At 71.8% G+C, this 26,888-nt stretch carries 25 protein-coding genes; 13 read left to right on the forward strand and 12 right to left on the reverse strand.

Going from position 1 to position 26,888, the window contains the following annotated elements; all coding sequences use genetic code 11:
* Positions 1–18 precede the first annotated feature (18 nt).
* The 7 genes from VMV22_14075 to VMV22_14105 form a co-directional block, all read right to left on the reverse strand.
* A complete protein-coding gene (locus VMV22_14075; protein HUY23458.1) occupies positions 19–852 on the reverse strand; it encodes a phytanoyl-CoA dioxygenase family protein in 834 nt (277 codons plus the stop codon).
* Positions 849–1,382, reverse strand: a complete 534-nt coding sequence (locus tag VMV22_14080; protein HUY23459.1) for an HD domain-containing protein — start codon at positions 1,380–1,382, stop codon at positions 849–851. Before VMV22_14080 ends, VMV22_14075 begins: the two co-directional genes overlap by 4 nt.
* Before the next feature lie 4 nt (positions 1,383–1,386).
* Positions 1,387–2,820: a sulfatase-like hydrolase/transferase gene (locus VMV22_14085; GenBank protein HUY23460.1), complete on the reverse strand. Its 1,434-nt coding sequence runs from the start codon at positions 2,818–2,820 to the stop codon at positions 1,387–1,389.
* Between the two features lie 166 nt (positions 2,821–2,986).
* Positions 2,987–3,976, reverse strand: coding sequence for a PrsW family glutamic-type intramembrane protease (locus VMV22_14090; GenBank protein HUY23461.1), 990 nt, complete (start codon positions 3,974–3,976; stop codon positions 2,987–2,989).
* 51 nt (positions 3,977–4,027) lie between these two features.
* Positions 4,028–5,329, reverse strand: coding sequence for a sterol desaturase family protein (locus VMV22_14095; protein ID HUY23462.1), 1,302 nt, complete (start codon positions 5,327–5,329; stop codon positions 4,028–4,030).
* A 68-nt stretch (positions 5,330–5,397) separates the two neighbouring features.
* The gene (locus VMV22_14100; protein ID HUY23463.1) at positions 5,398–6,087 is read right to left on the reverse strand and encodes a TetR/AcrR family transcriptional regulator; all 690 of its coding nucleotides are present in this window, start codon (positions 6,085–6,087) and stop codon (positions 5,398–5,400) included.
* A gap of 1 nt (position 6,088) precedes the next feature.
* Complete coding sequence (locus VMV22_14105) at positions 6,089–7,327, reverse strand: cytochrome P450 (GenBank protein ID HUY23464.1); 1,239 nt, start codon at positions 7,325–7,327, stop codon at positions 6,089–6,091.
* A 269-nt stretch (positions 7,328–7,596) separates the two neighbouring features.
* Between VMV22_14105 and VMV22_14110 the strand changes: the two genes are divergently transcribed.
* Positions 7,597–8,817, forward strand: coding sequence for a hypothetical protein (locus tag VMV22_14110; GenBank protein ID HUY23465.1), 1,221 nt, complete (start codon positions 7,597–7,599; stop codon positions 8,815–8,817).
* Positions 8,818–8,894: 77 nt separating this feature from the next.
* Positions 8,895–10,133: a hypothetical protein gene (locus VMV22_14115; protein HUY23466.1), complete on the forward strand. Its 1,239-nt coding sequence runs from the start codon at positions 8,895–8,897 to the stop codon at positions 10,131–10,133.
* Here the strand turns inward: VMV22_14115 and VMV22_14120 are convergent.
* The 4 genes from VMV22_14120 to cpaB (VMV22_14135) are packed head-to-tail and all read right to left on the reverse strand — an operon-like array spanning position 10,130 to position 13,923.
* The gene (locus tag VMV22_14120) at positions 10,130–10,672 is read right to left on the reverse strand and encodes a TadE/TadG family type IV pilus assembly protein (GenBank protein ID HUY23467.1); all 543 of its coding nucleotides are present in this window, start codon (positions 10,670–10,672) and stop codon (positions 10,130–10,132) included. The two genes, VMV22_14115 and VMV22_14120, sit on opposite strands and share 4 nt — an antisense overlap.
* Positions 10,672–12,561, reverse strand: a complete 1,890-nt coding sequence (locus VMV22_14125) for a Tad domain-containing protein (protein HUY23468.1) — start codon at positions 12,559–12,561, stop codon at positions 10,672–10,674. Before VMV22_14125 ends, VMV22_14120 begins: the two co-directional genes overlap by 1 nt.
* Positions 12,558–13,070 carry a TadE/TadG family type IV pilus assembly protein gene (locus VMV22_14130; protein HUY23469.1) on the reverse strand — a complete coding sequence of 171 codons (513 nt, stop codon included), beginning with the start codon at positions 13,068–13,070 and terminating at the stop codon, positions 12,558–12,560. The genes VMV22_14125 and VMV22_14130 overlap by 4 nt, the downstream gene beginning before the upstream one ends.
* Positions 13,042–13,923, reverse strand: a complete 882-nt coding sequence (gene cpaB, locus VMV22_14135; protein HUY23470.1) for a Flp pilus assembly protein CpaB — start codon at positions 13,921–13,923, stop codon at positions 13,042–13,044. Before cpaB (VMV22_14135) ends, VMV22_14130 begins: the two co-directional genes overlap by 29 nt.
* A 440-nt stretch (positions 13,924–14,363) precedes the next feature.
* Between cpaB (VMV22_14135) and cpaB (VMV22_14140) the strand changes: the two genes are divergently transcribed.
* The 10 genes from cpaB (VMV22_14140) to VMV22_14185 all read left to right on the forward strand — a co-directional run bounded on the left by cpaB (VMV22_14140) (position 14,364) and on the right by VMV22_14185 (position 24,269).
* On the forward strand, positions 14,364–15,119 hold the full coding sequence (gene cpaB / locus VMV22_14140; GenBank protein ID HUY23471.1) for a Flp pilus assembly protein CpaB: 756 nt from the start codon (positions 14,364–14,366) through the stop codon (positions 15,117–15,119).
* A 3-nt stretch (positions 15,120–15,122) separates the two neighbouring features.
* Complete coding sequence (locus VMV22_14145) at positions 15,123–16,343, forward strand: AAA family ATPase (GenBank protein ID HUY23472.1); 1,221 nt, start codon at positions 15,123–15,125, stop codon at positions 16,341–16,343.
* 9 nt (positions 16,344–16,352) lie between these two features.
* The gene (locus VMV22_14150) at positions 16,353–17,711 is read left to right on the forward strand and encodes a CpaF family protein (protein ID HUY23473.1); all 1,359 of its coding nucleotides are present in this window, start codon (positions 16,353–16,355) and stop codon (positions 17,709–17,711) included.
* The gene (locus VMV22_14155) at positions 17,708–18,682 is read left to right on the forward strand and encodes a type II secretion system F family protein (GenBank protein ID HUY23474.1); all 975 of its coding nucleotides are present in this window, start codon (positions 17,708–17,710) and stop codon (positions 18,680–18,682) included. Before VMV22_14150 ends, VMV22_14155 begins: the two co-directional genes overlap by 4 nt.
* Position 18,683: 1 nt before the next feature.
* A complete protein-coding gene (locus tag VMV22_14160) occupies positions 18,684–19,607 on the forward strand; it encodes a type II secretion system F family protein (GenBank protein ID HUY23475.1) in 924 nt (307 codons plus the stop codon).
* 16 nt (positions 19,608–19,623) lie between these two features.
* The gene (locus VMV22_14165; GenBank protein HUY23476.1) at positions 19,624–21,021 is read left to right on the forward strand and encodes a hypothetical protein; all 1,398 of its coding nucleotides are present in this window, start codon (positions 19,624–19,626) and stop codon (positions 21,019–21,021) included.
* 279 nt (positions 21,022–21,300) lie between these two features.
* Positions 21,301–23,001 (forward strand): histidine kinase, encoded by a 1,701-nt coding sequence (locus VMV22_14170; protein ID HUY23477.1) that lies wholly within the window; start codon positions 21,301–21,303, stop codon positions 22,999–23,001.
* Positions 23,001–23,657: a response regulator transcription factor gene (locus tag VMV22_14175; GenBank protein HUY23478.1), complete on the forward strand. Its 657-nt coding sequence runs from the start codon at positions 23,001–23,003 to the stop codon at positions 23,655–23,657. Before VMV22_14170 ends, VMV22_14175 begins: the two co-directional genes overlap by 1 nt.
* 142 nt (positions 23,658–23,799) lie before the next feature.
* A complete protein-coding gene (locus tag VMV22_14180; protein HUY23479.1) occupies positions 23,800–24,003 on the forward strand; it encodes a Flp family type IVb pilin in 204 nt (67 codons plus the stop codon).
* 62 nt (positions 24,004–24,065) lie between these two features.
* On the forward strand, positions 24,066–24,269 hold the full coding sequence (locus VMV22_14185) for a Flp family type IVb pilin (GenBank protein HUY23480.1): 204 nt from the start codon (positions 24,066–24,068) through the stop codon (positions 24,267–24,269).
* An 85-nt stretch (positions 24,270–24,354) separates the two neighbouring features.
* On the opposite strand, the gene VMV22_14190 is transcribed toward VMV22_14185, so the two are convergent.
* Positions 24,355–25,902, reverse strand: a complete 1,548-nt coding sequence (locus VMV22_14190) for a hypothetical protein (GenBank protein HUY23481.1) — start codon at positions 25,900–25,902, stop codon at positions 24,355–24,357.
* Positions 25,903–26,093: 191 nt separating this feature from the next.
* Here VMV22_14190 and VMV22_14195 point away from each other — a divergent pair, with 191 nt between their 5' ends.
* On the forward strand, positions 26,094–26,873 hold the full coding sequence (locus VMV22_14195) for a DUF6390 family protein (protein HUY23482.1): 780 nt from the start codon (positions 26,094–26,096) through the stop codon (positions 26,871–26,873).
* The last annotated feature ends 15 nt before the right edge of the window (positions 26,874–26,888 follow it).

The raw sequence follows: 26,888 nt of genomic DNA on the forward strand, positions 1-26,888 counted from the left end.
GTCGGCCCGGCGAGGGACTCACCCCTGTGCTTCGGGTGGGTGGGCCGGGGCGTCGGGACGTCGGCCATCAGCTCGGAGGGTCCTGACCGGCCGGGCATGGGTGCACTGCGCGGTCGCCCGATTCGCCGTGACCACCTCGACGCCCTCGAAGTCTGCCAGCGTGCTGATGCGGAAACGGTTGTCGCGGGCCGTCGCCCGCTCCATGGCATGGGCGCGGGTCGAGTAGTAGCGGTCGCGCCCGTAGCCCTCGCTCGTGGCGGCGTAGCTCGCCACGAGCACGCGGCGCGGTCGTGTGTCACGGTTCGCCTCGCTGAAGTGCGGAAGAAGGCCGGCGATGCACAGAGCGTCGCCGGGCGCCAGCTCGGCCGGCTCCCACGGCAGCGACGCCGCCGTATCGGCCACCACCACTCCCCGATGGTCGACGGGAAGCATCTCATCGACACCGGGCGCGATCCAGACGCACCCCGACGTGGCGCTGCACTCGTCGATAGCGAGCAGGACCGACATCACGCGGACGACGCCGGGATAGGCGAGGAGGTCCTGGTGCGGGCTGAACCCGGCGCCACCAGGCTGCTTGTAGTTGAGCTTGTCCTTGAAGTCGGCCACGCTCACGCCGAGCTCGGCGGCCGCCACGGCCGACAACGACCCCCGGACGAGCCCGGCGAAGCCGTCGTGGCAGGCCGACACGTTCTCCGTTCGGCAGATGGCCTCGCCGGTTGCGGTCTGCTCGGCGTAGTGCCCCCACCGGTGACTTCCCGGCGGCCAGGCCTCCACGTCCGAGGCCCAGGTCCGCAACGCCTCCAGGTCGGCGCCGGTGACGACGGCTCGTCGGACCGGTGACAGCGGCGTCAATGCGCCGACTCCCGGAGCAGCGGCAGCCAGTACGCCAGTGGAGGGACGACCCGCCCGAGCACTTTGGCGGCGTCGTCGGCCCGGCGCAGCACCACGGCTGCGGCCCCCACTGGCGACGCCGCGAAGGCGGCGGCGTCCTCGGGTCCGAGGGGGCCACCCTGGAGCGCCAACGTCCGCACGCTGTCGGCGGAGAGGCGCGAGCGATACGACGCGTCTGTGGTGACCAGATACCGCTTGGCCGGCACATGCGCCTCGACCAGGCCTGCCACCCGGTCACCGAGCAGGGCGCGGACGCAGGCGGCACCCAACCGGCCGTGATCGTCGTCGGAGCCGAACCGGTGCCCGATGTCATGGACCAACCCGGCCAGCTGGAGCTCGACGTCGTCGGGCCGCACCGTCGACAGCTCGAAGGCGCACTGCAACCCGTGGTCGAGCGCGCTCAGCCGGTCGGACCGGTCAGACCGTCGTGCGGGCTCCGCCGGCTCGGACGCGAGCGAGCCGAGGACGTCGACGAGCTCGGAGAGGGTCACGGGGTCATGCCACCGAGCCGGGAGGCCGGCCGATGCCGCCGTCGACGAGCAGCATGTCGCTGAGGGTCCTGTCGGCATGACGTGAACGCCACGTCAGCATGGCCTGGGCATGCTCGAGCACGACGCCGGGATCCTCCACCTCGGTGCGCCACGTCGGGTCGGCGGCCAGGTCGAAGCAGCGCCAGTCACCCCCGCCGTACTGGACGTAGGCGGCCGCGTCCGAACGCACCACGGTCACGTGCTTGGACTCCAGGCGACGGTCCCACGGCCAGGAGTGCGGGCCGAAGGGGATGTATTCCCAGCGCCAGTCGTACTCCCAGTGAGCGGCGTCGCGCCACCACGGAGGCTCCTCCCCGGCGAGAAAGCCGGAGAGTGGCAGCCCGTCGCACTGTGCGGGGACATCGACCCCCACCGCCTCGCAGATGGTGGGAAGCACGTCCACGTTCTCGGTGAAGGCCGACACGACGGTGCCGTGCGTGCTCGGCCGGCGCGGGTCGCGGACGATGGCGGGGATGTGGTAGCTCGCCTCGAAGGGTCCTCCCTTGCCGAGCCGGCCCTGGTCCCCCAGCTGCTCGCCGTGGTCGGAGGTCACGACGACGAAGGTGTCGTCCCACATCCCGAGCGTGTTCAACGCGTCGAGCACCCGCCCGAACTGCTCGTCCACGTCGGAGACCATCCCGAAGTACTGCGCCCGCAGCTCCCGCAGGCGCCGCTCGTCGGCGGGGGCCGCCGGCGCGGCGAGTCTGCCGCAGAACGGCATGTCGCGCTCGGGCGCGGTCAGCGGCGGCGGCACATCGTCGGGGTCGTAGGCCTTCGACCACCGACCGGCGGCGGCGTACGGGGGGTGCGGGCGCCAGTAGCTGGCGTGGGCGAACCATGGCCCGTCGCGACGCTCGAGCCAGCCGACGAGCGCGTCGGTCAAGAACGCCGAGACGCCGTGCTCGGCGGGACGGTCCGGCTCCGTGGCCAGGGCCGTGTCGCCGTCGGCGGGCACGTCGTAGCCCAGCCGACCGAGCCACGCCCGCCACGCGTCCTGATCGTCGGGAAGGTCCAGCCCGACGTCGAAACCCGGGGGGAACCCCTGGTACGACGACAGCCGAGGGTCGTCGGGTCCCGTCGCCACCCGGGGGTCGATCCCCTGGTCCGCGTAGCCGAACACGGTCGGCACGTACCCGGCGCGCCGCGCCACCCGGGCCACGTTGTCGAAGCGGTCGTCGAGGGGCGTGCCATTGCCCACCACCCGGTTGTTCATCTGGTAGGTGCCGGTGTAGAGGCAGGCCCGCCCGGGGGCGCACGGCGACGCCTGGCTGTAGTGGCGCGCGAACCGCACGCCGTGCGCCGCCAGGCGGTCGAGGTTGGGCGTGCGGACGACCGGGTGCCCTGCCGCCGAGAGGCAGTCACCGCGGAACTGGTCGAGCGTGACGACAAGGACGTTCATCTGTTCCGCGGTTTGCTCCGTTCCCGTCGCGTCGCCTCCATGGTGCCCCGGCGACAGTGCGCCTACAAGCACGGCGGAGACACGGCGGCCGTGGGCACCGGTGACGGCCCCACGGTGGCGCACACCGGCGCCGCCACCGCAGCCGCCGGGACGGACGCGGGTCCCGTCACGACGAAGGGCCGGCTCCGTCGGGGGCCGCCGGTCGGAGGGCCCGCCCGTCCACCCATCCGGACCAGCCGCTCGACGTCAGCACGTGGGCCCAGGCGCCGAGCCGAGCCACGACCTGCACCGGCAGGCCGGGCGGGAGCTGCCCGACGAGATGGCTCCCCGGGTCGGGCCGGGCCCACACCGCCAGGCCGCCGGGGGGCGCGACGGACAGGGGGACGACACCCGAGGAGGATCCGGGTGCCGGTGGGATCGACAGCGCGGGCACGGCGCGCAGCTGGTGATGGCGGAAGGGTGAGGCGGCCAGCGCCCGGTGGAACAGCACCGCGTAGACGAGCACGCCCATCGCCAGCACCGAGTACGCCAGTGCCGGGGCATCGAGGCCGAGGAGGGCGTCGTACGCCCCGTGCCCGCAGGCGCCCACGACGTAGGCGACGGCCACGGCGCGCCGACTGCCGAGCCCGCAACGCCACCGGCCGTACTCGTAGCCGATGATCCCCGTCCATGCCATGTGCCCGAGGTTGCCGACGAGGGCGCGCACCGGCGCCGTCATCGTGAGTGCCAGGTGTGATGCCGTCGACGGCGACAGGTGGTACGCCAGGGCGACGTCGTAGGTCCGGAGGATGTACGACAGCGTCTCGACGCCGGCGAAGCCGAGGGCCACGGCCGACGCGTAGATCATGCCGTCCACCGGCTCGTTCAGGTTGGTATTCCGGCGGGTGCCGAGGACGAGCACCGAGAACTTCGAGCCCTCCTCGATGAGGCCCACGAGCAGGCCGCCGCCGAGGACGACGCCTACCGCGCCCGAGAGTCTGGGACGGGTGGCGGACTCCAGTGCGAACGCCAGGACGACGGCGATGATCGACATGACGTAGAGCCGGGCCACGAGCCACTTGGGCTCCTTCTCGTACCGGTCGCGGCTGTAGACGAGCGCGAGCCACGCCAGTGAGGGGACGAAGGCTGCGATCAGGGCCTCCGTGCGAATGTCCATGCGGTCCTCTGGCCGGGGCGAACGACGACAGGCCGGTGAGCGTCCCGGGGGTCAGGCGCTCACGGGCACGCCGGTGGGCAGGCCGCCGTCCTGTGCACCGGCGGGGTCGGTCCCGCCGGCGGTCGCCGCGAGCTCGGCCCGGTGTCGTGTGGCCCAGCCCGGGCCTCGCACCACGTACGACAGGCGCTCGCCCCAACTCGTCGAGGACGCCACATCACGCAGGATGTCGCGGTACTCGTGCGTGGCGATGCGCAACGGGTTGAACGTGTTGATGTTCTTCGTGAGCCCGTACACGACCGGCTCGTCCTCCGGCTCGAAGGTCCCGAACAGGCGGTCCCACACGATCAAGATGCTGCCGTGATTGCGGTCGAGGTATTGCCGGTTCGACCCGTGGTGGACCCGATGGTGCGACGGGGTGTTGAGGATGGCCTCGGGCGGGCCCAGCCGGCCGATGGTCTCGGTGTGGATCCAGTACTGGTAGAGGAGGTTCACCCCGCGGGCGGTCTCCACGAGCCCGGGACGGATGCCGAACAGGCACAGCGCGCCGAACGGGACGAACGTCCCGAAGGCCTCGGCCACGGGCTGGCGCAGCGCCGTCGACAGGTTGTAGTGCTCGCTCGAGTGGTGCACGACGTGGATCGACCACATGTACCGGCTCGAATGCATGAAGCGGTGGTCCCAGTAGTAGACGAAGTCCCACGCCGCGATGGCCGCCGCCAGCGCCAGCGGGCCCACCCCCAGGTCGGGGAGCAGGCGCCGCCGCCACAGCCGGTCCGGTGTCGTACGCGATGCCCACGTCGTGGTCACAGCCACGCCCCCGGTCACGACGGCGGCCACGCCACCGACCGACGCCACGGAGCGGGCCGCTCGCAGCGCCGCGGCCCGGCGCGCCGCTCGTGGCGCCGAAGGGGGGACGCGGCGGTGCGTGGCTTCCCTGCCGTGCGCGGTCGGGTGGGCGCCGTGGTCCCGGCCCGGGTCGTCGGCCAGGCGCCGGACGACCCGGTCCGCCACGGTCGTCACCGCCACCGCGCCCAGGGCCCCGATGACGAGCCCGCGGCCGTAGCGCCCGCGGCCCGGCGTGACCGGCCGGAGCAGCTTCTGCCCCACCATGGGCGCCACCAGGCTGCCGACGCCCATGGCCAAGCTGGCCAGGGTGTCGCGGCGCTCGTAGTCGCCGGCGGTGGGACCCCCGACCGCCGCCCGGCGCCGACGCCGGCGCCACAGGTACTCGGCAGCCATGGTGGCGAAGTAGAAGGGAACGGCGACGACCGTCAGGTCCCGGGCACCTCCGGAGGACGCCGCCGCCGGGGACGCGGCCCGCGACGCGACGGCTCTGGTGCGGCGACGACCCATCGCGCCCATTGTGCGCTGGTTGCCGCCCGGCCGTCGACCCCGCCGGCCCGCCCCGAGCGTGTGCCCCGTCAGCCGTCCGGGGCGGAAGGGGCGCCAGGGGCGGTGGGTGCCGGGCCTTCCACACGCCCGGCACCGACGGACGGACCGGCCAGCCCGTGCAGCATGAAGGCAATCAGCTCGTCGGCGGCAAGGTCGATGGGGTCGGGGGCGGGGTCGGCGGCCCGGACCGACATGGCCCCGTAGAGCTGCTGGCCCACGAACGTCATGGCCTTGTCCGGATCGACCAGGCGGAAGTCGCCGGTCCGGGTACCCTGCTCGATCACGTCCCTGATGAGGCCGGCGACGTCGAGGCCGATGAGGTCGAGCTCGGCTCCGACCGTGGAGCCGAGCTGACTGGGCGCCCCCTGTGTCGCCAAGGCCAGGCGGAAGAACGCCGGGTTGTCGTCGATGCGCTCCAGCATGCCGACGACGAGCGTCCGAAGGCGGTCGACGGGGTCGCCGTCGTCCTCCCACGACGCCACCACGGCATCGAGCAGGAGCGTGTGCATGCGCTGCAAGCACGCCCGCAGCAATTCGTCCCGATTGGCGAAGTACACGTAGAGCGTCGACCTCGCCACCCCCGCCTCGGTGGCGATCTCGTCCATCGGGACCTCGGTGGTGCCGCGCTCGCCGAAGAGGCGCCGCGCCACGTCGATGATCTGGTCCCGGCGGAAGTCGCGGATGATGGCCCTCAGCTCGGCGGGCGCGCTCCGGGCCACGTCAGCGGGCCCCGGCCCGCTCCGTCGGGGAGAACGCCACCGGCAGGTGCTTGACCCCGTTGATGAAGTTCGACTGGAGCCGCTCCACGTCGCCGTCGACGTGGATGTCCGGCAGGCGGTCGAGCAGGTGCTCGAACATCACGACGATCTCCATGCGGGCCAGGTTGGCGCCCAGGCAGAAGTGCGGTCCCCCGCCTCCGAACGCCATGTGGGGATTGGGCTTGCGGCCGATGTCGAAGCGGTCGGGGTCTTCGAACACCGCTTCGTCCCGGTTGGCCGAGACGTGGAAGAAGACGACCTTGTCGCCCTCGTTGATCCGCTCGCCGCCGAGCTCGACGTCCTGCGTGGCCTGGCGCCGGAAGTTCATGACGGGCGTGACGAACCGGAGCATCTCCTCGACGGCCGAGGGCAACAGCGAGCGGTCCTCGCGCAGGCGCGCCCACTGGTCGGGGAACTGGGAGAACGCCACCATCGCGCCCGACATGAGGTTGCGCGTGGTCTCGTTGCCGGCCACCGCCAACAGCATGAAGAACAGGTCGAGCTCGAGCTCCGACAGCTGCTCACCCTCCAGCTCGACCTGCGTGAGCACGCTCATCAGGTCGTTGCGGGGGTCGAGCCGCTTCTGCTCGTAGAGCGCGGCCGCATACCCGAAGAGCTCGGCGGCCGCCAGCGCCGCGTTCTCCTCGGCCACGACCTCCTGTCCCTGGTACTCGGCGTCCTCACGGCCGATCATCCGGTTGGACCAGTCGAACATCTTCATCCGGTCCTCGGGCGGCACACCGAGGAGCTCCGCCAGGACGACGAGCGGGAGCTCGGCGGCGACGTCGATGACGAAGTCGGCCGAGCCCGCCTCGCACACCCGGTCGATGATCTCGTCGGCGACACCGTGGATGCGCTGCTCGAGCTCCCCGATCATCCGCGGTGTGAAGCCCTTGTTCACGAGCCGCCGGTAGCGCGTGTGCAGGGGCGGGTCCATGGTCACCATCATCAGGCGCTGCTGCTCGAGCTGCTCCTCGGGGGTCTCCCACAAGAAGGTGCCCTTGCGGTACGACGAGAAGCGCTGCGCGTCCCGGTTGACCGTCACGCAGTCCTCGTGGCGGGTGATGGCCCAGAACCCCGGGCCGTCGGCCTCCTCGTGCCAGTAGGCGGGCGCATTCCGGCGCAGGTGGGCGAACCACTCGTAGGGCACCCCGTCGACGAAGTTGCGCGAGTCGGTCAGGTCTATCGGGGCGAGCTCCATGGGGCGGACGTACCTCCAGTGAATCGGACAGTTGTCCGATTCACTGGATCATATGTCCAGACCGGTGGCGGATCAACGCCCCCGGGGGATGCTGGACAACGGGGCACCCTGCGGCGACAGTGGCGCGTCATGGTCACGCGGGCGCATCCGGGCGGGCCGGGCCAGGGCGGGGCGCCCGCGACCGGGGACCTCCCGGGCCCCATGGCACCCGCCGGCCGCCAGGTCCCGGGGGCACCCCCGACCGGCCGCAGCCCGGGGGCCGGGCCCTCGTGACCGGGCACATCCTGGGCATCGTCGCCCTGGTGGCCGTGGTCGGCGCCGGGGGCACCGTGTGGGTCCTGGTCCGGGACGACCACGGCCGCTCCCGGGAGTCGAGCGCCTTTGTGCTGCGGTGGCTCGGCGCCTCGAGTGCCGTCGTCGTCCTGGTCACGACGATGTTCCTGCGACCGTGGTACTGGGACGTGGCCATCGCGGGGGCCGTCGCCGCCGGACTGGCGGGCGTCCACCGCCTCCTGGCCGTGCTCGTGCAGCGCCCCTCCCCGGCCGGATGGCGGTCCATCGCTGCCGCCATGGCCTCGGTGGTCGTCGGGTCGGGGCTCGTCACGCTGGGCGGCGCCTCCGTGGTCGTCGACGGGGCGGCGCTCGCCGGGGGACGGCCGGCCCCGGCGGCGCATGCCGGGCAGGTCCTCGACCGGCCCGTGCTCTACCAGGTGTTCTGGGGCCCGGTCTGGGACAGCACCCCGGGGCCCCCGGCCCTGGCGCAGGCGGTGGCGTTCCAGCGGGGGCTGCCCACGTCTCGCTGGGGCGCGGCCGTCGTCCATGCCGGCTTCGGCGTGCGGGCGTTCGCCGACGGCGGCTGCTGGATCGACCCCGGGCCGCCGACCGAGCCCGGGGCCGCCTCGAGCACCGCGGTGGGCGTGTTCCCCGACGAGGTCCACCTCGTCCTGGCCGGGCACCGGCACCTGCTCCCCTGCCCCGGCGCACCGGCCGTCGCCCTTCCGTCGGTCCTCCCCCGCGACGCCCTCGTGGCCCTGTGGCTCGACCCCGCCGTGCCCTACGAGCTCGGCGGCGTCTCGGTCCACGGCTCGGTGCCATGGGCGGGCCGCCCCGACGGGCTGGCGGTGACAGGGCTCAGCGGCGGCTTCGCCTCCTGGGGCCTGTCCTCCTGCCGGGCCCGGCCGGCCTGTCGGGCGGTGCCGGCGTACGTGTCGCCCGCGTACGCCCTGTCGCACGAGGTGGTGGAGGCCACCGTGAACCCCTACGGCCGCGGCTGGTTCGCCGACGTGCCCCTGCAATGGGCGGCTCGCTACGTCCTGGCCCATGGCCCCACGTCGATGCTCGGGGCCCTGCCGGCGTTCGAGGGCGAGGTCGCCGACCTGTGCGAACCGGGCCAGCCCGACGCCCCGCGCCCGGGCTCGTCGGGGACGGGCACGGCGCACGCCCCCACCCTGGCCTCCTTCTACCGTCCCGGCGGCGGGTGCACGACGTGACCCCGGGCCCGGGCCCGGGCCCGGCCCCGAAACCGGCCCCGGCACCGGCACCGACACCGGCACCGGCACCGGCGTCGGTGTCCACCGCGCCCGGGCGGCGGGAGCGGCTCGTCGCGGCCGGGCGCGACCTCGTCGAGCGGGGTCGGCCGGTGGTGCTGCCGACCCTCGTGCTGTGGTTCCTCGCCGCCGTCGTGACGACCGTGTACCTCCATCCCTTCGACGTGACGGAGTACGAGCGCTACGCCCATGCCGCCCTGCGCGCCCCGCTCCTGCACCGTCTGCCGGCCGAGTACCCCGCGCCCGCGCTCGTGGTCTTCCTCGCCCCCCTGCTCCTCCCCGTGGCCTACCCGTGGGCGTTCGCGTTGTTGGCCGGCGTCACCCTCCTCGTCCTGGCGACGGGCTACGAGCGATCGGGGATCCCCGGGTGGGACGCCCGCAACGCGGGCCGCCTGATCATCTACCTCGCCATCGGCTCGGTGATGGTCCTCGCCGGGCGCTACGACATCTTCGCCACGGCCGCCGCCTTCCTGTCGTTGCGCGCCGCGCGCCGGGACCGGTGGTCGGCGGCGTGGACGTGGAGCACCGTCGGGGTCGCGCTGAAGCTCTTCCCCGCGGCGTTCTGGCCCGTGTTCCTCATCGCCGAGTGGCGCACGACGGGGCGGGTACCGGCGCGCCGGCTGTGGTGGGTGGCCGGATCGGCGGTGCTCGTGGCCGGCGTCCCCGCCCTCCTCGACCGCGGCGCGGTCCTGAACGTCGTGCACTACTACCTGCACCGCCCCACCGAGATGGGGAGCCTGCCGGCAGGGCTGTCGGTGCTCCTCGACTGGCACGGCACGTCCTGGGTGGCCAGCTTCCACAGCGTCAACGTGGTCAGCTCGGTCACCGCAGGCCTCGGCACCGCTCTCGAGCTCGCCGCGCTCGCCGGGTGCCTGTGGACGTGGTGGGCGCAGGCGCGCGGCCGCCTCCCCCTGGAAGCTGCCTGCCTGGCCACCCTGACGCTGGCGGTGCTCGGGTCGAAGGTCCTGTCGGTGCAGTACCTCATCTGGCTGATGCCGCTGTGGGCGCTGTACCGGCTCCGGGTGTCATGGCTCCTGGCGTCGGCCGCCAACCTCGTCGTGTTCCCCTACGTCGCTTCGGCGACGCATTTCGGCTACGTCCCGGGCCACGCCTTCGCCGTCAGCCTGACGCTCACCTTCTTCGCCCGCGACCTGCTCGTCGTGGCCGGCACCGGGGCATGGCTGCGATCGGTGCGTGCCGACCCGCGGCCCGGCACGCCGGGTGCGCGGGGCACGCCGGGTGCGTCGAGACATCGCTAGGGGCTGAGTACCGGCACCTGGCTGTTCGCCGACATGCTGTAGGTAATGCCGAGGGGCTCGGCGATGCCCTTGGTGCTGAACGCCAGCGCCACGGCGGTGCTGGTCGGGGCGGCGCACGTCCCACCGCACGTGACCGTGATGTTGACGTCGCCCACGATCGCCGGGGACTGGGTCAGCTGCGTGGCGGTGCTGCTCGTGGCGCACAACGGTGCGGGGTTGACCTTGAGGAGCGGTGCGTTGCCCGCCACCGCCCTCTCTATCGGCAGGGGCAGACCGGACTCGCAGTACATCCCGGTGGTCGACCCGACCGCCCACGCCGCGTTGGTCGGGCCGAGCGCCACGAGCGACGTCTCGATCGAGGCGGCACGCGCCCCCGCGGTGGCACCATCGTGCAACGCCGAGTTCTGGTAGGCGAGGTAGCAGCCCGCGATGATCCCGAGGATCAGCATGAAGGCGATCGGCGCGACGAGGGCGAACTCGACGAGCGTGGCACCACCTTCGTCGCGCCGTCGGGCCCGGATGTGGCGGTGGAGTCGCATCATCCGATGAGCGACAGCTTGCCGCCGCCGGGCAGGGTGTAGGGCTCGCCCAGGATCGTGATGGTCGTCGCCCCGTCGGTGTTGAAGTCGTCGACGATGGCGGTGCCGGTGATCTTGACCGAGCCGGCCGAGGGTGTGGGCGCCGCGGGCCCGGTCCACCCGGTCCCGTAGCCGGTCTGCAAGGTGCCGCCGGCGTAGAAGGGCACGCCGCCGACCCTTCCGTCCCAGTAATCGAGGGGGGCGTTCTGCCCGTAGTTCGACAGCGAAGCGTTGTACACCACGCCCGTGAGGTCGATGTTGGCAGCGTCACCCGCTCCGGCGTCGAACCCGTAGTTGGCCTGGGTGTTGGGGTCCTGGTAGAAGACCAGGCCCGCCGAGCCGTTGCTGCCCGCGTAGGGCCCCGTGATCGGCCCGCTCAGGGTGACCGTGGTGTTCGGCCCACCGCCGACCATGAGGGAGAAGTTGTTGCCCGTCCCCCAGATGTTGGGGTCCTGGTTGATGGGCGAGTCGGTGTACGCCACGACCCCGTAGGTCGTCGGGCTGGTCCCACCGCACACGTTGGACGTCACTTCGGACTGCCCCCCGTTGACGGCACTCGCCATGGTGAGCGCCGGCAGGCACGGTGCGCCGTTGCCGGGCGCCGTCGTACCGTTGAGCGTGTTGCCACCCATGGGATACGGCTGCTCGGTGGCGATCACGACGTTGGATCCCGTCACGGCGTTGCCGGGTGCGGGGTTGATCCACAGCCCCTGGTCGAAGCGGTAGATGCCGGGATACGCGCCCTCGCCCGAGTACCCGGAGCAGTCCGCGAAATGGGGGGAGCCCGTGAGCTCGACCGGGTTGGTGTACTCACCGGGAAGCAGCTGCGATGCCGTGCGCGACACGCTCGAGTAGACCTGCATGCCCATCCCCGGACAGGCGATGTTGGCGCCACCGAGCGGGTTGGCGGGAGCGCCGGATCCCGTCAGAGGGTCGGTGATCTGGGCCTTCGAGTTGTCGATGGCGTTGTACGCGACCTTCACCGATCCCTCCGAGCACGGAGGCTCGACCAACGGGGACGGGTTCGGCGGGTTGCCACCTTGGTACGTGGGGCCACCGGTGGCACTCCCGGGCATGGGCGGGGAGCCGTTGAAGCACCAATCGAGCGGCCACAGATGCTGGCCGTTGAAGGTGCCGCCGTTGCTGTCGATGGTGCCGAAGACGTACAGGTTGCTGTTGGCCTTGGCGTCGACGGCGTCGTCCCATTCCACGCCGCCCGACGACGAGGTCCACGGCTGGTTCTTCACGTTGGTGTTGAGGAAGATGTTGCCTGAGACGACGAAGTTACCGGTGCCACCGCCCAGGACCTCGTGCGGCCCCACCTCGTTGAGGGCCACGATCCCGATGGGCGTACCTTGCTGAGACGTGGAGACCGAGCCCGATGCGTACCCCTTCAACTGGTGGACTCCGAAGATCCCGGCGAAGAAGGGGGCCCACACCGGTGCGGCGCTGATACTCACGCCACAGGCGCCCGGCGGGGGCTGCGTCGAGTACGTGCTCGCCGTGAACGTGGAGCCGGGAATCGCCTGCCCGTTGGCGTAGAGAAACTGTGCGTTCCAGTTGGTCCCGACACCGGCGTCGTTGTCGTCGACCAAGCGCTGGATGATCGCCGCGATCTGCTGCGTGGAAGGGACGGCCGTCCCGTTGCAGTACGTGGAACTGTCGAGCTGCTGGGCGGCGGCGAAGGCAGCGAGGTCGGTGGCGTTCTGGGCCCGGCGGTTCTGGACGAACCCGAAGCTACCGTCCACGGCGATCGCCGCGATCCCCACCAGCACGACCATGGCGATGGCGAAGATCACCAGGATGGCGCCGCTCTCGCCGTCCGCCCGCTCGGGAGCGATGCGCTTCATGAATACCTCGCAGTTGCGTGGGCGCTGACGCCGATGTTCTTCGCGATGGGAACCAGCGTGACCGACACCCGAGAGATGGTGACCGTGACCTCGTTGATCGTCACTCCACCCGTGGTGCTGGTCGTCTCCGACATGCTCACGTAGCCGTCGGCGGCGCGGTTGGTGTTCTGGTAGAGGTTGGTGGCGCCTTCTTCCTGGTTGACGGCCGTCGTGGCGTCGTTCCAGGCGGTCTGCGTCTGGGTCGGGTGGGCGGCCAGGTCGCTGGCGGCCTGGATGGCGCCGGCGCGCGCCGCGCTGGTGAGGCGGATCGTGAGCTGCAACCCGCTCCAGCCGTTGAAGGCGACGCCCATGAGCAGTGCCACCACCGGCAGCACCAGAACGAACTCGATGAGTGCCTGACCTGCTTCGTCACGGCCGCGGCGGCGCCTGTCGGGCGCCGGCGCAGCGTGGACCGGACCGAGGCCGCCGGGCTCCGGGCTGTCAGGGCGTCGGTGCACCGGGTCCTCCACCCTGACTCGGCGGCGTCGCCTTGTGGAGGGTCGTGGTCGTGGTCGTGACGGCCGGCGAGCCCGTGGCCGCCCCGGGGACGATGCCCGAGCCGGGGATCGTGATCGTCGACTCCGATGCCGGTGCATTGCCGGGCGCGTCGAGCGCGAGGTACACCCCCGGGACCACTCCCCCGCTGTCACTCTTGGCCGGCGCGATGTGCGCGGCGGCCGCCGGAGAGACGGCGAAGGTGATGAGCTCGGTGGCGGCGGCGACGGCGTTCGCCTGACTCTCGGATCCGGACGGGGCCGTGGCCGTCGTCCGGACCGCGCCCGCGGCCACACCCGGAGGCGGCTGGAGCGCGGTGCCGACGGCCAGGACCGCGACCGATCGGTACAGGGTGGCCTCCTGGGCGCCGGGGAGGTCGAGGAGGATGTCCACCCTGTCCCCGGGCTGGATCAGTCCGGCCACGCCCTGGGCCTGGGAGACCGACACCGTGACGGCGACCTCGCCCCGGGGCAGCAAGCCGGCGGCGGCGCCTGGATTGTCGGCGGCGGACACGAACATCCCACCGACGACGACTTCGCCCGTGGGCAGGTCCGAGCCCGCCACCCGCGCAGCGATGGCGGACAGGTCGGTCACCGCTCCGACCGGTACGAACTGGCTCGGCATCTGCGTCTTTTCGAGCAGGCCCTGAGAGGCGGCCGCGGCGCCACTCTCGTCCCGAGGCACGATCCCCTTCAGGACGTACACGGACTCGAGCTTCGAGTTCTTGAACGCCTTCTGTTGGGTCGAGGTGGCCTCGCTGTGCGCGGCCGCGCTTGCCACCGCGCCGAAGGCGACGGCGGCGAGAACGGTGAGGCCTCTCCTGGGCACCATCTTCTCCGTATCTGTTCACGACATGTGGTCCATGGCGTACCGCACCCGTCACTCGGGCACGCCTCGCACCCCGGGTGGCCGGCACCGTGGGACCGACAGGTTCTCGACCGGCCGCCCGCTCACGCGAGCCGGGGGACTTTCGCGGCGCCACATCCCCCCAGGGCCTCCGTCGGGACCGGCGATCCCTGTGAGAAGTATCCCGTTCTCTCCACGTGGGTGGCCATAGGTCCGTCGACCCAAATGCCCGCGAACAACCAGACGACGAGCGGGAGATTGCCAGTAGGACCTGCGACTCAATTGGCCCTCACGTCATTGTCAATGGTGCTCGCGGGCGCGCACACTGGGCCTCGACCAGTCCACTGCGGTGGACCTCGACCGGCGCCGACAAAGGCGGCAGGCCCGATTCTGGCCCGGCGTGCAACGAGGGGGGACGCGGAATGACACCCAAGCGGACGGTCGTAGTCGCCGTCGCCGTGGCTGTCGGGGTTTTGGCCTCGGTGCTGAGCTACATCTTTCTGAACGGTGCCCAGCAGCGCGCATATCACAACGCCAAGCTGGTGCCCGCGTACGTCGTCGCCAAGCCCATCCCACGCATGCTGACGTGGACCGATGCCGTCAACGGGGGCTACGTCCAGAAGAAGAGCGTCCCCGCCGAGTTCCGCCCGACTGCGGCCGTGACGAGTCTGGCGGCTCTGCAGGGCAAGGAGGCCGACGCCCCCTTCTCGGTGGGGCAGGTCGTGGTGACCTCCATGTTCGTCAGCCCGATCGCGGCAGCCAACACCTTCTCTCAGATCATCCCGGCCGGCAACGTCGCCGTCACGGTGTCTGTCGACCAGGTCCACGGGGTGGCGGGGCTCCCGGTCCCAGGTGACAAGGTCGACCTGCTGATCTCGGTCAACAACACCGAGAGTCCGCTGCTCCAGAACGTGCCGATCCTGGCCATCGGGCAGAGCACCACCGCCAACACCAACACCAACGCCCAGAACGCCACCCAGACGGCCGCCACCACCGCCAACCCGTCGAGCGGACTGTTCACCTTCGCCGTCAGTCCCTCGGACGCCGCTCGCATCGCTCTGGCGGAGCAGCAGGCCATGGGCATCTACATGCTGCTCGTCCCACCGGGGAACCCGGTCGTGTCCATCCCGGCGGTCACCCCGGACGGGATCCTCAGCGGCCCGCAGACCTCGAGCTGACCGATGACCAATGCAGCAGCTACGGCTGACGTCGAGCACGTCGGAGACGTGGTCATCAGCGTGGTCGACCCGGACGACACCGTCCGGGGCGTCCTCGCCGACCACGTGCGGGACCTCGACAGCGGCGTCGTCGCCTACGCGAACCTCGCCGCGTTCACCGACTCGACGGACCCGTCACGACCCGGCGTCGTCATCTTCGGACCTTCGGAGTCGCCCGACGAGGTGATCCCGCAGGTCGCCGGGCTCATCGCCTTCCGACCCCGCTGCGACGCCATCATGGTCGTCTACGAGCTCACCGCGGACGTCCTGCAGCAGGCCCTGCGGGCCGGCGTCGTCGACGTCGTGGCCGTCTCGGCCGAGGACGCCGAGCTGCTCGACGCCATCGGGCGGGCCTCGGCACGCGTCACGGCCCGCGAGGCTGGGAGGACGGCGACCGTCGCCCCGGGGCCGAGTGCGAGCTCGCCGGGACGGATCATCTCCGTGTTCTGCACCAAGGGTGGCACCGGGAAGTCGGTGGTGGCCATCAACCTCGCCGTCGCCCTGGCCAAGAAGACCATCCAGCCGGTCGTCCTCGTCGACGCCGATCTGCAGTTCGGCGACGTGGCGCTCATGCTCCAGCTGCAGCCCACGCACACCATCGCCGAAGCCGCCCAGGCGGGCGACCGCCTCGACGGCACGCTGCTCGAGAACCTGCTGCTGCGCCACCCGCCGAGCGGGCTCCTGGTGCTGGCGGCCCCGACCGAGCCGAGCTCGGCGGACCAGATCGGGAAGGCCGACATCACGCGGGTGCTGTCGGTGCTGCGTGAGCGGTGCGCCTACATCGTCGTCGACACGTCCGCCAACTTCGCCGAGGTGACCCTCGCCGCCCTCGAGGCGGCCGACGACATCCTGGTGATGGCCGGCCTCGACGTCATGAGCCTGAAGAGCGCCCGGGTGGGCATGCAGACCATGCGCGTGCTCGGGATCCCGTTCTCGCGGGTCAAGTTCGTGCTGAACCGGGCGAACACCCGGGTGGGGCTCACCGAGGCGGACGCCGAACGGGCGCTGCAGCTGAAGGTGGATGCCGCGTTGCCGAGCGACATCCTCGTGGCGGAATCGGTCAACCGCGGGGTGCCGGTCGTGACGAGCGCGCCCCGTTCCAAGTTCGCAAAGAGCATCGACAGCCTCGCCGACTCATTGATGACCGCTGCGCCGGCGACGGCGCAGTCCCGACAGAGCGTGTAGGGGAACCCGATGACCCTTTCCGACCACCTGCGCAAGGCCGGCAGCTTCCTCACGACCGAGGAGGCCCGGTCCCGGCTCCTCGAGGAGGTGCACCTCCGGGTGCACCAGCGCCTCATCGAGGAGCTCGGCCCCGAGCTGTCCCAAGGACGCCTGACGGCGAAGGACCTGCGGCCGCGGGTCAACGCCCACCTCCAGGCCGCCCTGGCCGACGAGTCGACGCCGCTGTCGCTCGCCGACAAGGCCCGGCTCGGCGAGGACATCGCCAACGACATCCTCGGCTACGGGCCGATCCAGGCCTACCTCGAGGACCCCGAGGTCTCCGAGGTCATGGTCAACGGGCCCGACAGGATCTACATCGAGCGCCACGGCAAGATCCAGCAGGCCTCCGCCACCTTCATCGACGAGGCCCACCTGCGGCGGGTCATCGACAAGATCGTCGGCGAGGTGAGCCGGCGCGTGGACGAGGCGTCGCCGATGGTCGACGCCCGGCTGCCCGACGGCTCCCGGGTGAACGCCGTGATCCACCCCCTCGCCATCGGGGGACCATTCCTCACGATCCGGAAGTTCTCCAAGGACCCGCTCCAGGTCGAGGACCTCATCACGAACATGACGCTCACACCCGCGCTCGCCCGCTTCATCGAGGCGTGCGTGGTCGGCCGCCTGAACATCATCGTGTCGGGCGGCACCGACGCCGGGAAGACGACGCTGCTCAACGTGCTGTCGTCGTTCGTCCCCACCGACGAGCGCATCGTCACCATCGAGGACTCCAAGGAGCTGCAGCTCCGCCAGGAGCACGTGGCGTCGTTGGAGGCCCGCCCGCCCAACATCGAGGGCCGGGGGGAGATCACCATCCGCGACCTCGTGCGAAACAGCCTCCGTATGCGCCCGGACCGCATCATCGTCGGGGAATGCCGCAGCGGCGAGGCGCTCGACATGCTCCAGGCCATGAACACCGGCCACGACGGCTCGCTCACCACGATCCACTCCAACGGTCCGCGCGACACCCTGTCGCGCATCGAGACCATGACGCTGATGGCCGGGTTCGATCTGCCCATCCGGGTCATCCGGGAGCAGATGTCCTCGGCCATCGACCTCGTCGTGCACCTGTCGCGCCTGCGTGACGGCACCCGACGGGTCACCCACGTCTCCGAGGTGCAGCACATGGAGGGGGACGTGATCATCATGCAGGACCTCTTCATGTTCGACTTCTCCGCCGGCATGGACGAGCAGGGCCGCTACAAGGGGACGCTCAAGTCGCTGGGCATCCGGCCGCACTTCGCCGACAAGCTGGAGGACGCCGGCATGAAGCTCGACCCTGAGCTCTTCCAGGCCGAGGAGTTCGCTCGCGTGCGGGTGGCCCGGCGGTGAAGATCCTCGTCGCCATCCTCGTGGGGCCGGCGGCCGCCCTGCTGGTGTGGGGCGTCGTCTCGGTGGCGCTGCGCGAGCGCCCGCGCCGGCTGACCGAGGCGCTGGCGCCGTACAGCGTGGGGGGGATGTCCCAGCCCGGCGTGTCCACCGGCGGGGGCTCGGAGTTCGTGGAGAGCCCGTGGATGCAGCGCGCCGTGGCGGGCCTCGCCGACTTCGCCTCGCGCAAGGGCCTCCTTCAGCTCCTGAAGCGCCTGCTCGACCAGGCCGACCTGCCCATCCGGCCCGCCGAGGGCCTGTTCGTCTACGTGGTCGCCGTCGTCCTGGGTGGCGCCTTCGGCCTGCTCCTCGGGAGCCCCTTCTGGGGCCTCGTGGCCCTCGGGGCGGTGGGCGTCATCCCGTGGGTGGCGCTCTCCACGCTGGCCAAGCGGCGCACCCAGGCCTTTACGGCCCAGCTCCCGGACATGCTCCAGCTGCTCGGCACGACGCTGCGCTCGGGGTTCTCGATCCTGCAGGGCCTGGACACCGTGTCGCGCCAGCTCGACGACCCCATCGGCAAGGAGATCCGCCACGTCGTGGCCGAGGCCCGGCTGGGCCGGCCGCTCGTGGAGGCGCTCACCGAGGTGGCCCAGCGCGTCCGCAGTGACGACTTCGAGTGGGTGGTCACGTCCATCGGGATCCAGCGCGAGGTCGGCGGCAACCTGGCCGAGCTCCTCGACATCGTGGCCGACACCATGAACGCCCGGGCCCGGCTGCGGCGCGAAGCGCGCACGCTGACCGCCGAAGGACGGATCGGCGCCGTCGTGATCTCGGTGCTGCCGGTCGTCATCGGCCTCTTCGTCTACGCCGTGAACCCCACGTACATCAGCCCGCTGCTGCACGAGGCCTTCGGCGAGATCCTCTTCTACGGTTCGATCGTGCTCGGCCTGGGCGGCATCCTGTGGCTGCGCAAGCTCGTGGACATCGAGGTCTGACATGCTGATCTTGGCTGCCATCACCATCTTTGTCACCGCTGGGCTGCTCACCTACGCGGCCGCCATGAAGGCGGACGAGCGCCTGAGCGTGCGCGCCGCGCGCGTCCGGCTGGGGGACTACGAGTCGACCCTCGTCAAGCGCGAGGAGGATCTCAAAGAGCCCTTCGCCCAGCGCGTGCTGCGGCCCACCGGCGAGATGGTCGTCGGCCTCCTGAAGCGCTTCCTGCCGACCGAGTACGTCGACAAGCTGCGCCACAAGCTCGTCCTGGCCGGGCGCGGGTCGCCGGAGGAGGTCGACCGCTTCCTGGTCGTGCGGGTGCTGTCGGTGGTGGCCATCCCCGTGCTGTGGCTCGTGGTGTGGAAGATGACGTCGCTGGCGGGGACCACCCTCATGGCCGTGATCGTGTTCATCGGCGTGGCCGGCGCCGTCGGGCCCGACGCCTGGCTCAACCGGGTCGTGGCCGACCGCCGCTTCGCCATCCGCAGGAAGCTCCCCGACGTCCTCGACCTGCTCACGATCAGCGTGGAGGCCGGCCTCGGCTTCGAGCAGGCGCTGGCCCGGACGGTGACGATGGTCCCCGGCCCCCTGTCGGAGGAGTTCTCGCGCATGCTCGGCGAGATGCGGGCCGGCTCGAGCCGGGCCGACGCCCTCAACGCCTTGGACGCCAGGACCGAGATCCCCGAGCTGAAGTCGTTCGTCCTGGCCATCTTGCAGGCGGACACCTTCGGGGTGTCGGTGGGCGCCATCCTGCGCAGCCAGGCCGCCGAGATGCGCGTCCGGCGCCACCAGCTCGCCCAGGAGCAGGCGCAGAAGGCGCCGGTGAAGATGCTCTTCCCCATGGTCTTCTGCATCATGCCGGCGCTGTTCGTCATCATCGCCGGCCCGGCCGTCCTGGGCATCTATCACGCCTTCCGCGGGGGCTGACGGCTAGAACCGGCCCGTGCGCTCGCCACGGGTGTCGACCGTCTTCGGTGGCGCGTTCGCCCTCTGGGGCCTCGGCGTCGGCCTGCTGCGCCTCCACGACAACTCGTACCTGACCCACGTCGCCACCGGGCGCCTGATCCTCGCCCACGGGGTCCCCACCACCGACCCCTACACCTTCACCGCCCACGGCCGGCCGTGGGTGGTGGAGTCGTGGCTGGCCTCGGTGCTCTTCGGGGTCGTCGAGCGGGCCGCCGGTGGGCACGGCCTGCAGGTGCTGCACGCCGCCCTGGGCGCTGGCCTCGGTGCCCTGGCCTGGGTGCTCACGCGGCCGGCGCGCCAACTCCCGGGTCGGATCGTCGCCGCCGGCGGCCTCCTGGCGGTGGGATCGGGCTACTGGACGTCGCGACCGCTGCTCATCGCTCTGGTGCTCTTCGGGGCCCTCATCGCCATGACCGAGACGGGCCGCGGCTCGCCGTGGTTGCTCGTGCCGCTCATGTGGGTGTGGGTCAACGTGCACGGGAGCTGGCCCCTCGCCCTCGTCTACCTCGTGGTGCGCATCGCCGGGCGGCGCGCCGACGGCGCCGCGCTCGAGCGCCTCCCCCGCCTCCTCGGCGCCACCGCCGGTGGGGTGGTCCTGGGGGCGGCGAACCCCCTCGGCCTGCGCCTGCTCGACTACCCGCTGACGGTGCTCACGCACCACCAGGCGTTCGCCCACGTCGCGGAATGGCAGTCACCGACCTTCTCGGACCCGGTGAACGGCGCCTTCCTGGCGGCGGTGCTCCTGGCCGTCGTGCTCCTGGTGGCGCGCCGCGGCTCGATCGAGGACGTGCTCGTGACGGTGGTCTTCGCCGCGGCCGCCCTCGAGGCCTCGCGCAACGTCCCGGTGGCCGCCCTGGTCGTCACCCCCGTCCTGGCGCGGGGCCTCACGGGCCTCGGGCAGCTCGACGGCACGCGCCGCGGCCTGCTGCCGGCGGCCGGCCTCGGGGCGCTGGCGGTGCTCGGTGCCGCCATGGTGGCCGGGGCCGTGCACCGCCCCGCCTACGACCTGTCGGCCTACCCGGTCAGCGAGGTGTCGTGGATGCAGCGCCACGGCCTCGTCCCGGGTCGCGTGGCCACACCCGACTACGTCGGCAACTACCTGGAATTCCGCTTCGGAGCCCGGGCGCGTGCCTTCGTCGACGACCGGGTCGACGTCTTCCCCCCTGCCGTCGAGCGCGACTACGGCGTCCTGCTCGACGGCCACGAGGGTTGGCAGGCCGTCCTCGCCCGGTACGGAGTGGCCGCCGTCCTGTGGCCCCGGTCCGAGCCTCTGGCCGGGCTGGTCGCCGAGGATCCCCGGTGGTCGGTGCGGGTGCGCGATCGCCACTGGATCGTAGCGGTCCGTGTCGCGCTCACCACTTCCGGCGCGCACTGACCCCCTCGGGGCCTGCGCCACGCCGCCACCCGTCCCACATGAGGTGGCCTGGACGCCAGAAGTCCTGGTCAACGACCTCTCTCCCTGCTGGTTCGGGGGGTCGAGGGCCTGCCGGCGACGGCGGGGAGGACCAACGTCCGAGGGAATTTGCGCGCTCCGACCATGGATTTCCCTCAAGGACCCCGGCCTGTTACCACGATATGTGACTGATCGCTGACCGTAAGTAATCAAATGGCCCGCAGGCCGGGCCCAGGACAGGACCGGAGGGGACGAGCCGCAGTGCAGGTGGTCGAGCCGCTTTCCGACAGACCGTCGCCACCCCACGCGCCTGCACGGCGGGCCCGCCCGGGGTGGTCCAACCTGCCGCCGGCCGCGCCCGAATTGGTGGCCGGGTTCGGGCAGATGCTCAGTGCCCTGCGGTGGGCCACGCTGTGCCTGGCGCTCGCCCTGGGGTTGGTCGAGCACCGAGGGGCACCCACGGCCGCGGCCGGCGGCGTGCTGGTCGCCTACACCGTGTGGCGCACGCTGCGGCCCATCGGCACCGAGCGGACCGGCTGGCACACGAGCGCGGCCCTCCTCCTCGAGGTGGCCGTGGGCGTGGCGGTGGTGGAGGCGACGGGGTTCGGCCGCTCGCCCTTCCTGATCTGCCTGGCCGTCGCCACCGTGGTGGCCGGCTTCGCCGGGGGGCTCCGGGTGGTGACGGGGCTGGCGGTCATCGCCGGCCTCGCCGTGGCGCTGCCCAGCGTGTTGCTGGCGTCGCTGCACGCCGATGCCGACACCAGCGTGCAGTTCGCCATCGAGATCGTGCTCGTCGGCGTGGTCGGTGGGTTCAGCCGCTACCTCGTCGACGACGCCCACCAGGCCCGGGACGGGCTGGCGGCCCGGGTGGAGCAGCTGTCGGAGGTCAACGACCTGCTGCTCGACCTGCACCGGGTGACCGAGAGCGAGGGCACCCCGCTGCACGTGGAGGGGGCGGCGCGTTGGGCCCTCGAGCGGCTGGACGAGCTGTTCGCCCCGGACCTGAGCGCCGTGGCGCTGCTCGACCCCGCCACCGAGTCCTGGAGCCTGGTGGCGGGCAACGGCGTGCGCACCACCGCCCCCGACCGGCCCTTCGACCTACCCCCGTCGATGGCGCAGGCCGCGGCGGGCTCGGACCCGCTGGTGCGCGAGGACCTCGAGCACGGCCTCAGCTTCCGTTCGCGCTGGGGGCTGTACTGCCCCATGCGCACCCGCGACGAGGTCGTCGGCGTGCTGGTGGTCGAGTGCGACGTCCGGCGCCACACCGGCGCCAAGGACCGCCGCCGGCTGGCCGACCTCGCCCGGGCCGCGGCCCTGGCCGTCGACAACGCCCGCTGGCTGGAGCGGATCCACACCCTCGGGATGGAGCAGGAGCGCACCCGCCTGGCGCGCGAGCTGCACGACCACATCGGCCAGTCCGTGGTGCACCTCGGCTTCGAGCTCGACCGCCTGGTCGAGCTCAACCACGGCCGGGCGGTGCAGCAGGACCTGATCGCCCTGCGCGGCGACATGCGCGACCTCGTCGAGGAACTGCGCGACATGCTGACCGACCTGCGCTGCGACGTCTCGGAGACCCAGGGCGTCGACGGCGTCCTGGCGTCGTTCCTCGACCGGGTGAACAAGCGCCACCGGGTGGCCGTCACGCTTGTCGCCGACGGCGACGCCCGCATGCCGATCCCGGTCGAGCGCGAATTCTGGCGGGTCGCACGCGAGGCGGTCATGAACGCCGAACGCCACGGGCGGGCGTCGCGGGTCTCGATCCTGTGGCGGTGCAACGCCGAGGGGGCGTTGCTCGAGGTGGCCGACGACGGCATCGGCCTGCCCGCGGGCAAGGCGGTCGGTGCGTCGGGCTACGGCCTCCTGGGAATGCGCGAACGAGCCGATGCGGTAGGAGCCCAATTGGAGATCACCTCGGGGCCCGGCAAGGGCACCCTGGTGCGGATGAGAATGAGAGCGGCGTGATGGTACGAGTACTGATCGCAGACGACCACACCATGGTCCGTGAGGGGCTCCGGTGGGCCCTCGAGCACGCCGGGCTCACCGTCGTGGCCGAGGCCGCCGACGGGCAGGAGGCCGTCGACCTGGCCGACGAGCACCGCCCGGACGTGGTCCTCATGGACCTGTCGCTGCCGGTGCTCTCCGGGGTGGCCGCCACCAAGCGGATCCGGGGACTGCTGCCCGACACCGCGGTGCTGGTGCTCTCGATGCTCTCGGACGAGACCGCGGTCTCGTCCGCACTGGGAGCGGGCGCCCAGGGGTACCTCGTCAAGGACTGCACCACCGCCGAGATCGTCGACGCCGTGCGCCGGGTGGCTGCCGGCGAGCGCGTGCTCGCCCCGTCGGTGTCCGACGGCGTCCCGCCCGCCTTCGTGGACAACGGCGTGCCGACACGCCAGTCGGCGCCGACCACCACACGGCCGCTCATCTCCAAGCGCGAGGAGGAGGTCCTCCGCCTCGTGGCCACCGGGGTCTCCATCCCCGAGGCAGCCCGGCGCCTCTTCATCAGCGTGAAGACGGTGAAGAACCACCTGTCGTCGATCTACCAGAAGCTCGACTCCCACGACCGCGCCCAAGCCGTGCTGAAGGCCATGCGGATGGGGCTGATCAAGCTGGACTGATCGAGGCCGCCAGCCCCACAATGGGTCGCACGACCCACGTTCTTCCTGCACAGCGGGACCTTTTGGGCCGGCAGACCTATGGCGCACGGTGCCCCCTTCCCCGATAGTGGGACCCAGGGTTGGATCGGAATAGGGGGGCATTGTGAACATCTTCTCGCTCGTCATGCGCGTGATCGACCCGATCCGTGCGACGTGGAACCGCAGGGACGAGATCGGCGCCAGCCTGGTGGAGTACGCGCTGCTGCTCGCTCTCATCGCCGTGGTGGCGCTCGTGGCGCTGCACTTCCTGGGCGGCTCTGTGGCCAACACCCTGAACAACGTGGGCAGCTCCATCAACAAGCCCTGAGACACAGAACGAGGTGCGTGACGCCGCACACCCGTTCCCGACACTGCGAAGGGGGGGAAACCGTGAACATCGTCTCGCTCGTCATGCGCGTGATCGACCCGATCCGTGCAACGTGGAACCGCAGGGACGAGGTGGGCGCCAGCCTGGTGGAGTACGCGCTGCTGCTCGCTCTCATCGCAGTGGTGGCGCTCGTGGCGCTGCACTTCCTGGGCGGCTCTGTGGCCAACACCCTGAACAACGTGGGCAGCTCCATCAACAAGCCCTGATCGCCAACGGCGGGAACAGCCAGAGCAACGGCTCAGCTCGGTCACCCGGGCTGAGCCGTTGGCGCGTCCGGGCTCAGTCGCGCGCTCAGGCCCCGGACAGGCTGCCCCCGGTCGGCGGGCCGACGTAGTGCAGCACCACCGCCGTGCCCGATCGCCACACCACCCGCCAGCGGGCGTCGTGCTCCAGGTACGTCGACAGTGGCGTCCCCGGCGTCCACAGCACGTACGACACGTCGTAGGAACGCAGCTCGGGGTCCGGGTCAGCGGTGAGCTGGTCGAGTGCCAGGTAGCGCGAGAGCACCCCGTCACCCGTGTAGAGCTCGGTGCGGCCGTCGACGAACACCGGCCGGCCCACCCAGTCGAGGTAGTCGCTCCACAGGTAGGTGGCGAAGACCCGGCCAGGATGGTGCTGCAGGTAGGCCACCGCCCGCACGGGGACACTGGCGGCGGGCTGGCCCGCCCGGTGCCACGGCCCGTGCAGCATGGAGAGCGCCAGCACCGCCACCAGCGGCCACACGAGCAGCGACGGGCGCAACCGCTCCTGGCGGATCGGGGGACACCGGGCCGCCAGGGCACACCACCCGATGGCGAAGTACGGGATGAAGCGCGCTGCGTCGAGCGCGGAGACCAGGAGGAACCCGGCCAGGACGAGCTCGACCGCGGGGACCTCGGCGTCCGACAGCACCACATAGGCGGCCGTGATCACCACGGGGAGGACGATCACGGCGAGCGTCGCCGGGTCGTGGAAGTTCGGGGACTGCCACTCGCCGATCAGGCGACGGACGGTCTGGTTGAACGTCACGCCCAGCGCGCTGGCGTAGACGCCGGGACCGAACGGATTGACGAAGGTGGCGACGCCCGACGCCAGGAAGACGATGACGACGGGGCGGCGTGCCAGGGGTTCGGACACGACCAGGCGGCCGCGGCGTATCGGCGCGGCGGCGGCCACCACCTCCAGGAGGAGGATCCCCAGGCCGAGGAGGAAGCTCCCGTGGAGGTTGGCCCACAGCACGAACAGGACGGGCACCGCCCACAGCCATCCGCGACGGCGGCGTGCCCGGGTGAGCAGCACCAGCAGCAGGGCGACGAAGAAGTAGCTGACCACCTGGGGGCGGTCGTCCAGGAACAAGGTGACGGCCGCGCCGGTCTCCACGCAGAGCAGGCCCGTCCAGGTCCACCCCGCCCCCACCATCCGGGAGCGGACGGCGACCGCCACGACGGTGAGCGACGCCAGGCCCGCCGACAACAGCCAGAAGGCCACCGGCCCGAGCCACCGCACCGACTGGGCGAGCAGGACGTCGTACCCCCACTCGGGGGAGATCCACGAGTGCCCGGTCACGGTGTAGGAGAAGACGTCGCGGGTGATCACCCGGTGGTGGTCGAGCATCCACACCCCGGCGGCGCGGTGCCAGAAGGTGTCGTCGAACACCCCGCTGTGCAGCGCGTCGCGCCAGGCCAGCAGGCATCCCACCACGACCCCGACGACCCCGACGGGCAGGGCCACGCCGCGCAGCACGCCGAGGCGGCGCGCCGGGCCCCGAGGTGTCGGCGTACCCGTGCCGTCCCCGGCGCCGGCGGCCGGGGGGCGCAGCGCGTCCTCCGGTGGTGCCTGCGACGGTCGGCCTGGCGACACGCATCCTCCCTCCACGGCGAACGGCCTGGACGCGTCCGGGCCCGCCAATGATCGCGTGCGGTCGGGCGGCGGCGGCGCATCCGGGACCCGCCCGATGCGCCGGCGGCGGGGCCGCCGGGTGGGACCGCCGAGGACGGTGCCTACACTCGACACGCTCCCCCGCCGAACGGCGCCGACGGAAGGTGACTTGCATGGACGAGCCGGTGACAGCGCCCGGGCCTGTGCTGTTCGCCCGCTACGCCTACCCGCCGAACGCTCTCGGCTACTGCGGGCCGGCCGATCCCGAGGGGCTCCTGGGCGCCGCTGCTGCTGCCGACGCCGCCGCCGCTGTCGTCGACGTCGTCGAGGTGGAGGCGCTGGCCGACCGGGCGGCCCACTTCACGGGCGCGTGGCCGTACCTGCGGCTGATCGCGGCGAGCAACGACGTCCTCGACCCGCTCGACGCCCGCGTCGTCGACGCCTACTGGGTGGGCAACGCGCTGCTCGACCGCGTGCCGCCGGCGGGCCTCGCCGAGGTCGTCGACGCTCAGCTCGAGCTGGGGCACGGCCCGGCGGCCGCGGCCGCCCCCGGCACCGTCCCCGCCGGCGGTCACGCCAATCACAGCTTCCACGTCTTCGCGGTGTACCCGTGGCTCGGCCTGCTGCGCTCGGGGATGGAGGGGCCGCCGCTCATGGTGCTCGACCGTTGCCGCATCCGGTGGGGCACCGTCGAGGCCGTCGACGCGGACGCCGCCACGGTGCGAAGCCGGACCCTGCGCTTCTCCGACGGGCGCTTGGAGCTCGGCCACGAGCGGGTGGAGGACGTTCGGTACCGCATCGACGGTGTCGGCTTCGTCGGCGATCTGGCGCCGGGCGACAGCGTCTCGATGCACTGGGACTGGGTGTGCGAACGCCTCAGCCCGGCGCGCCGCGAGCGGCTGCAGGCGTCGACCGAGCGCAGCCTGGGGGTCGTGAACGCGCTCGACGCCTGACTGCGGTCACGCCGC

The sequence above is a fragment of the Acidimicrobiales bacterium genome (assembly GCA_035531755.1).
Classification (GTDB): Bacteria; Actinomycetota; Acidimicrobiia; order Acidimicrobiales; family UBA8190; genus DATKSK01.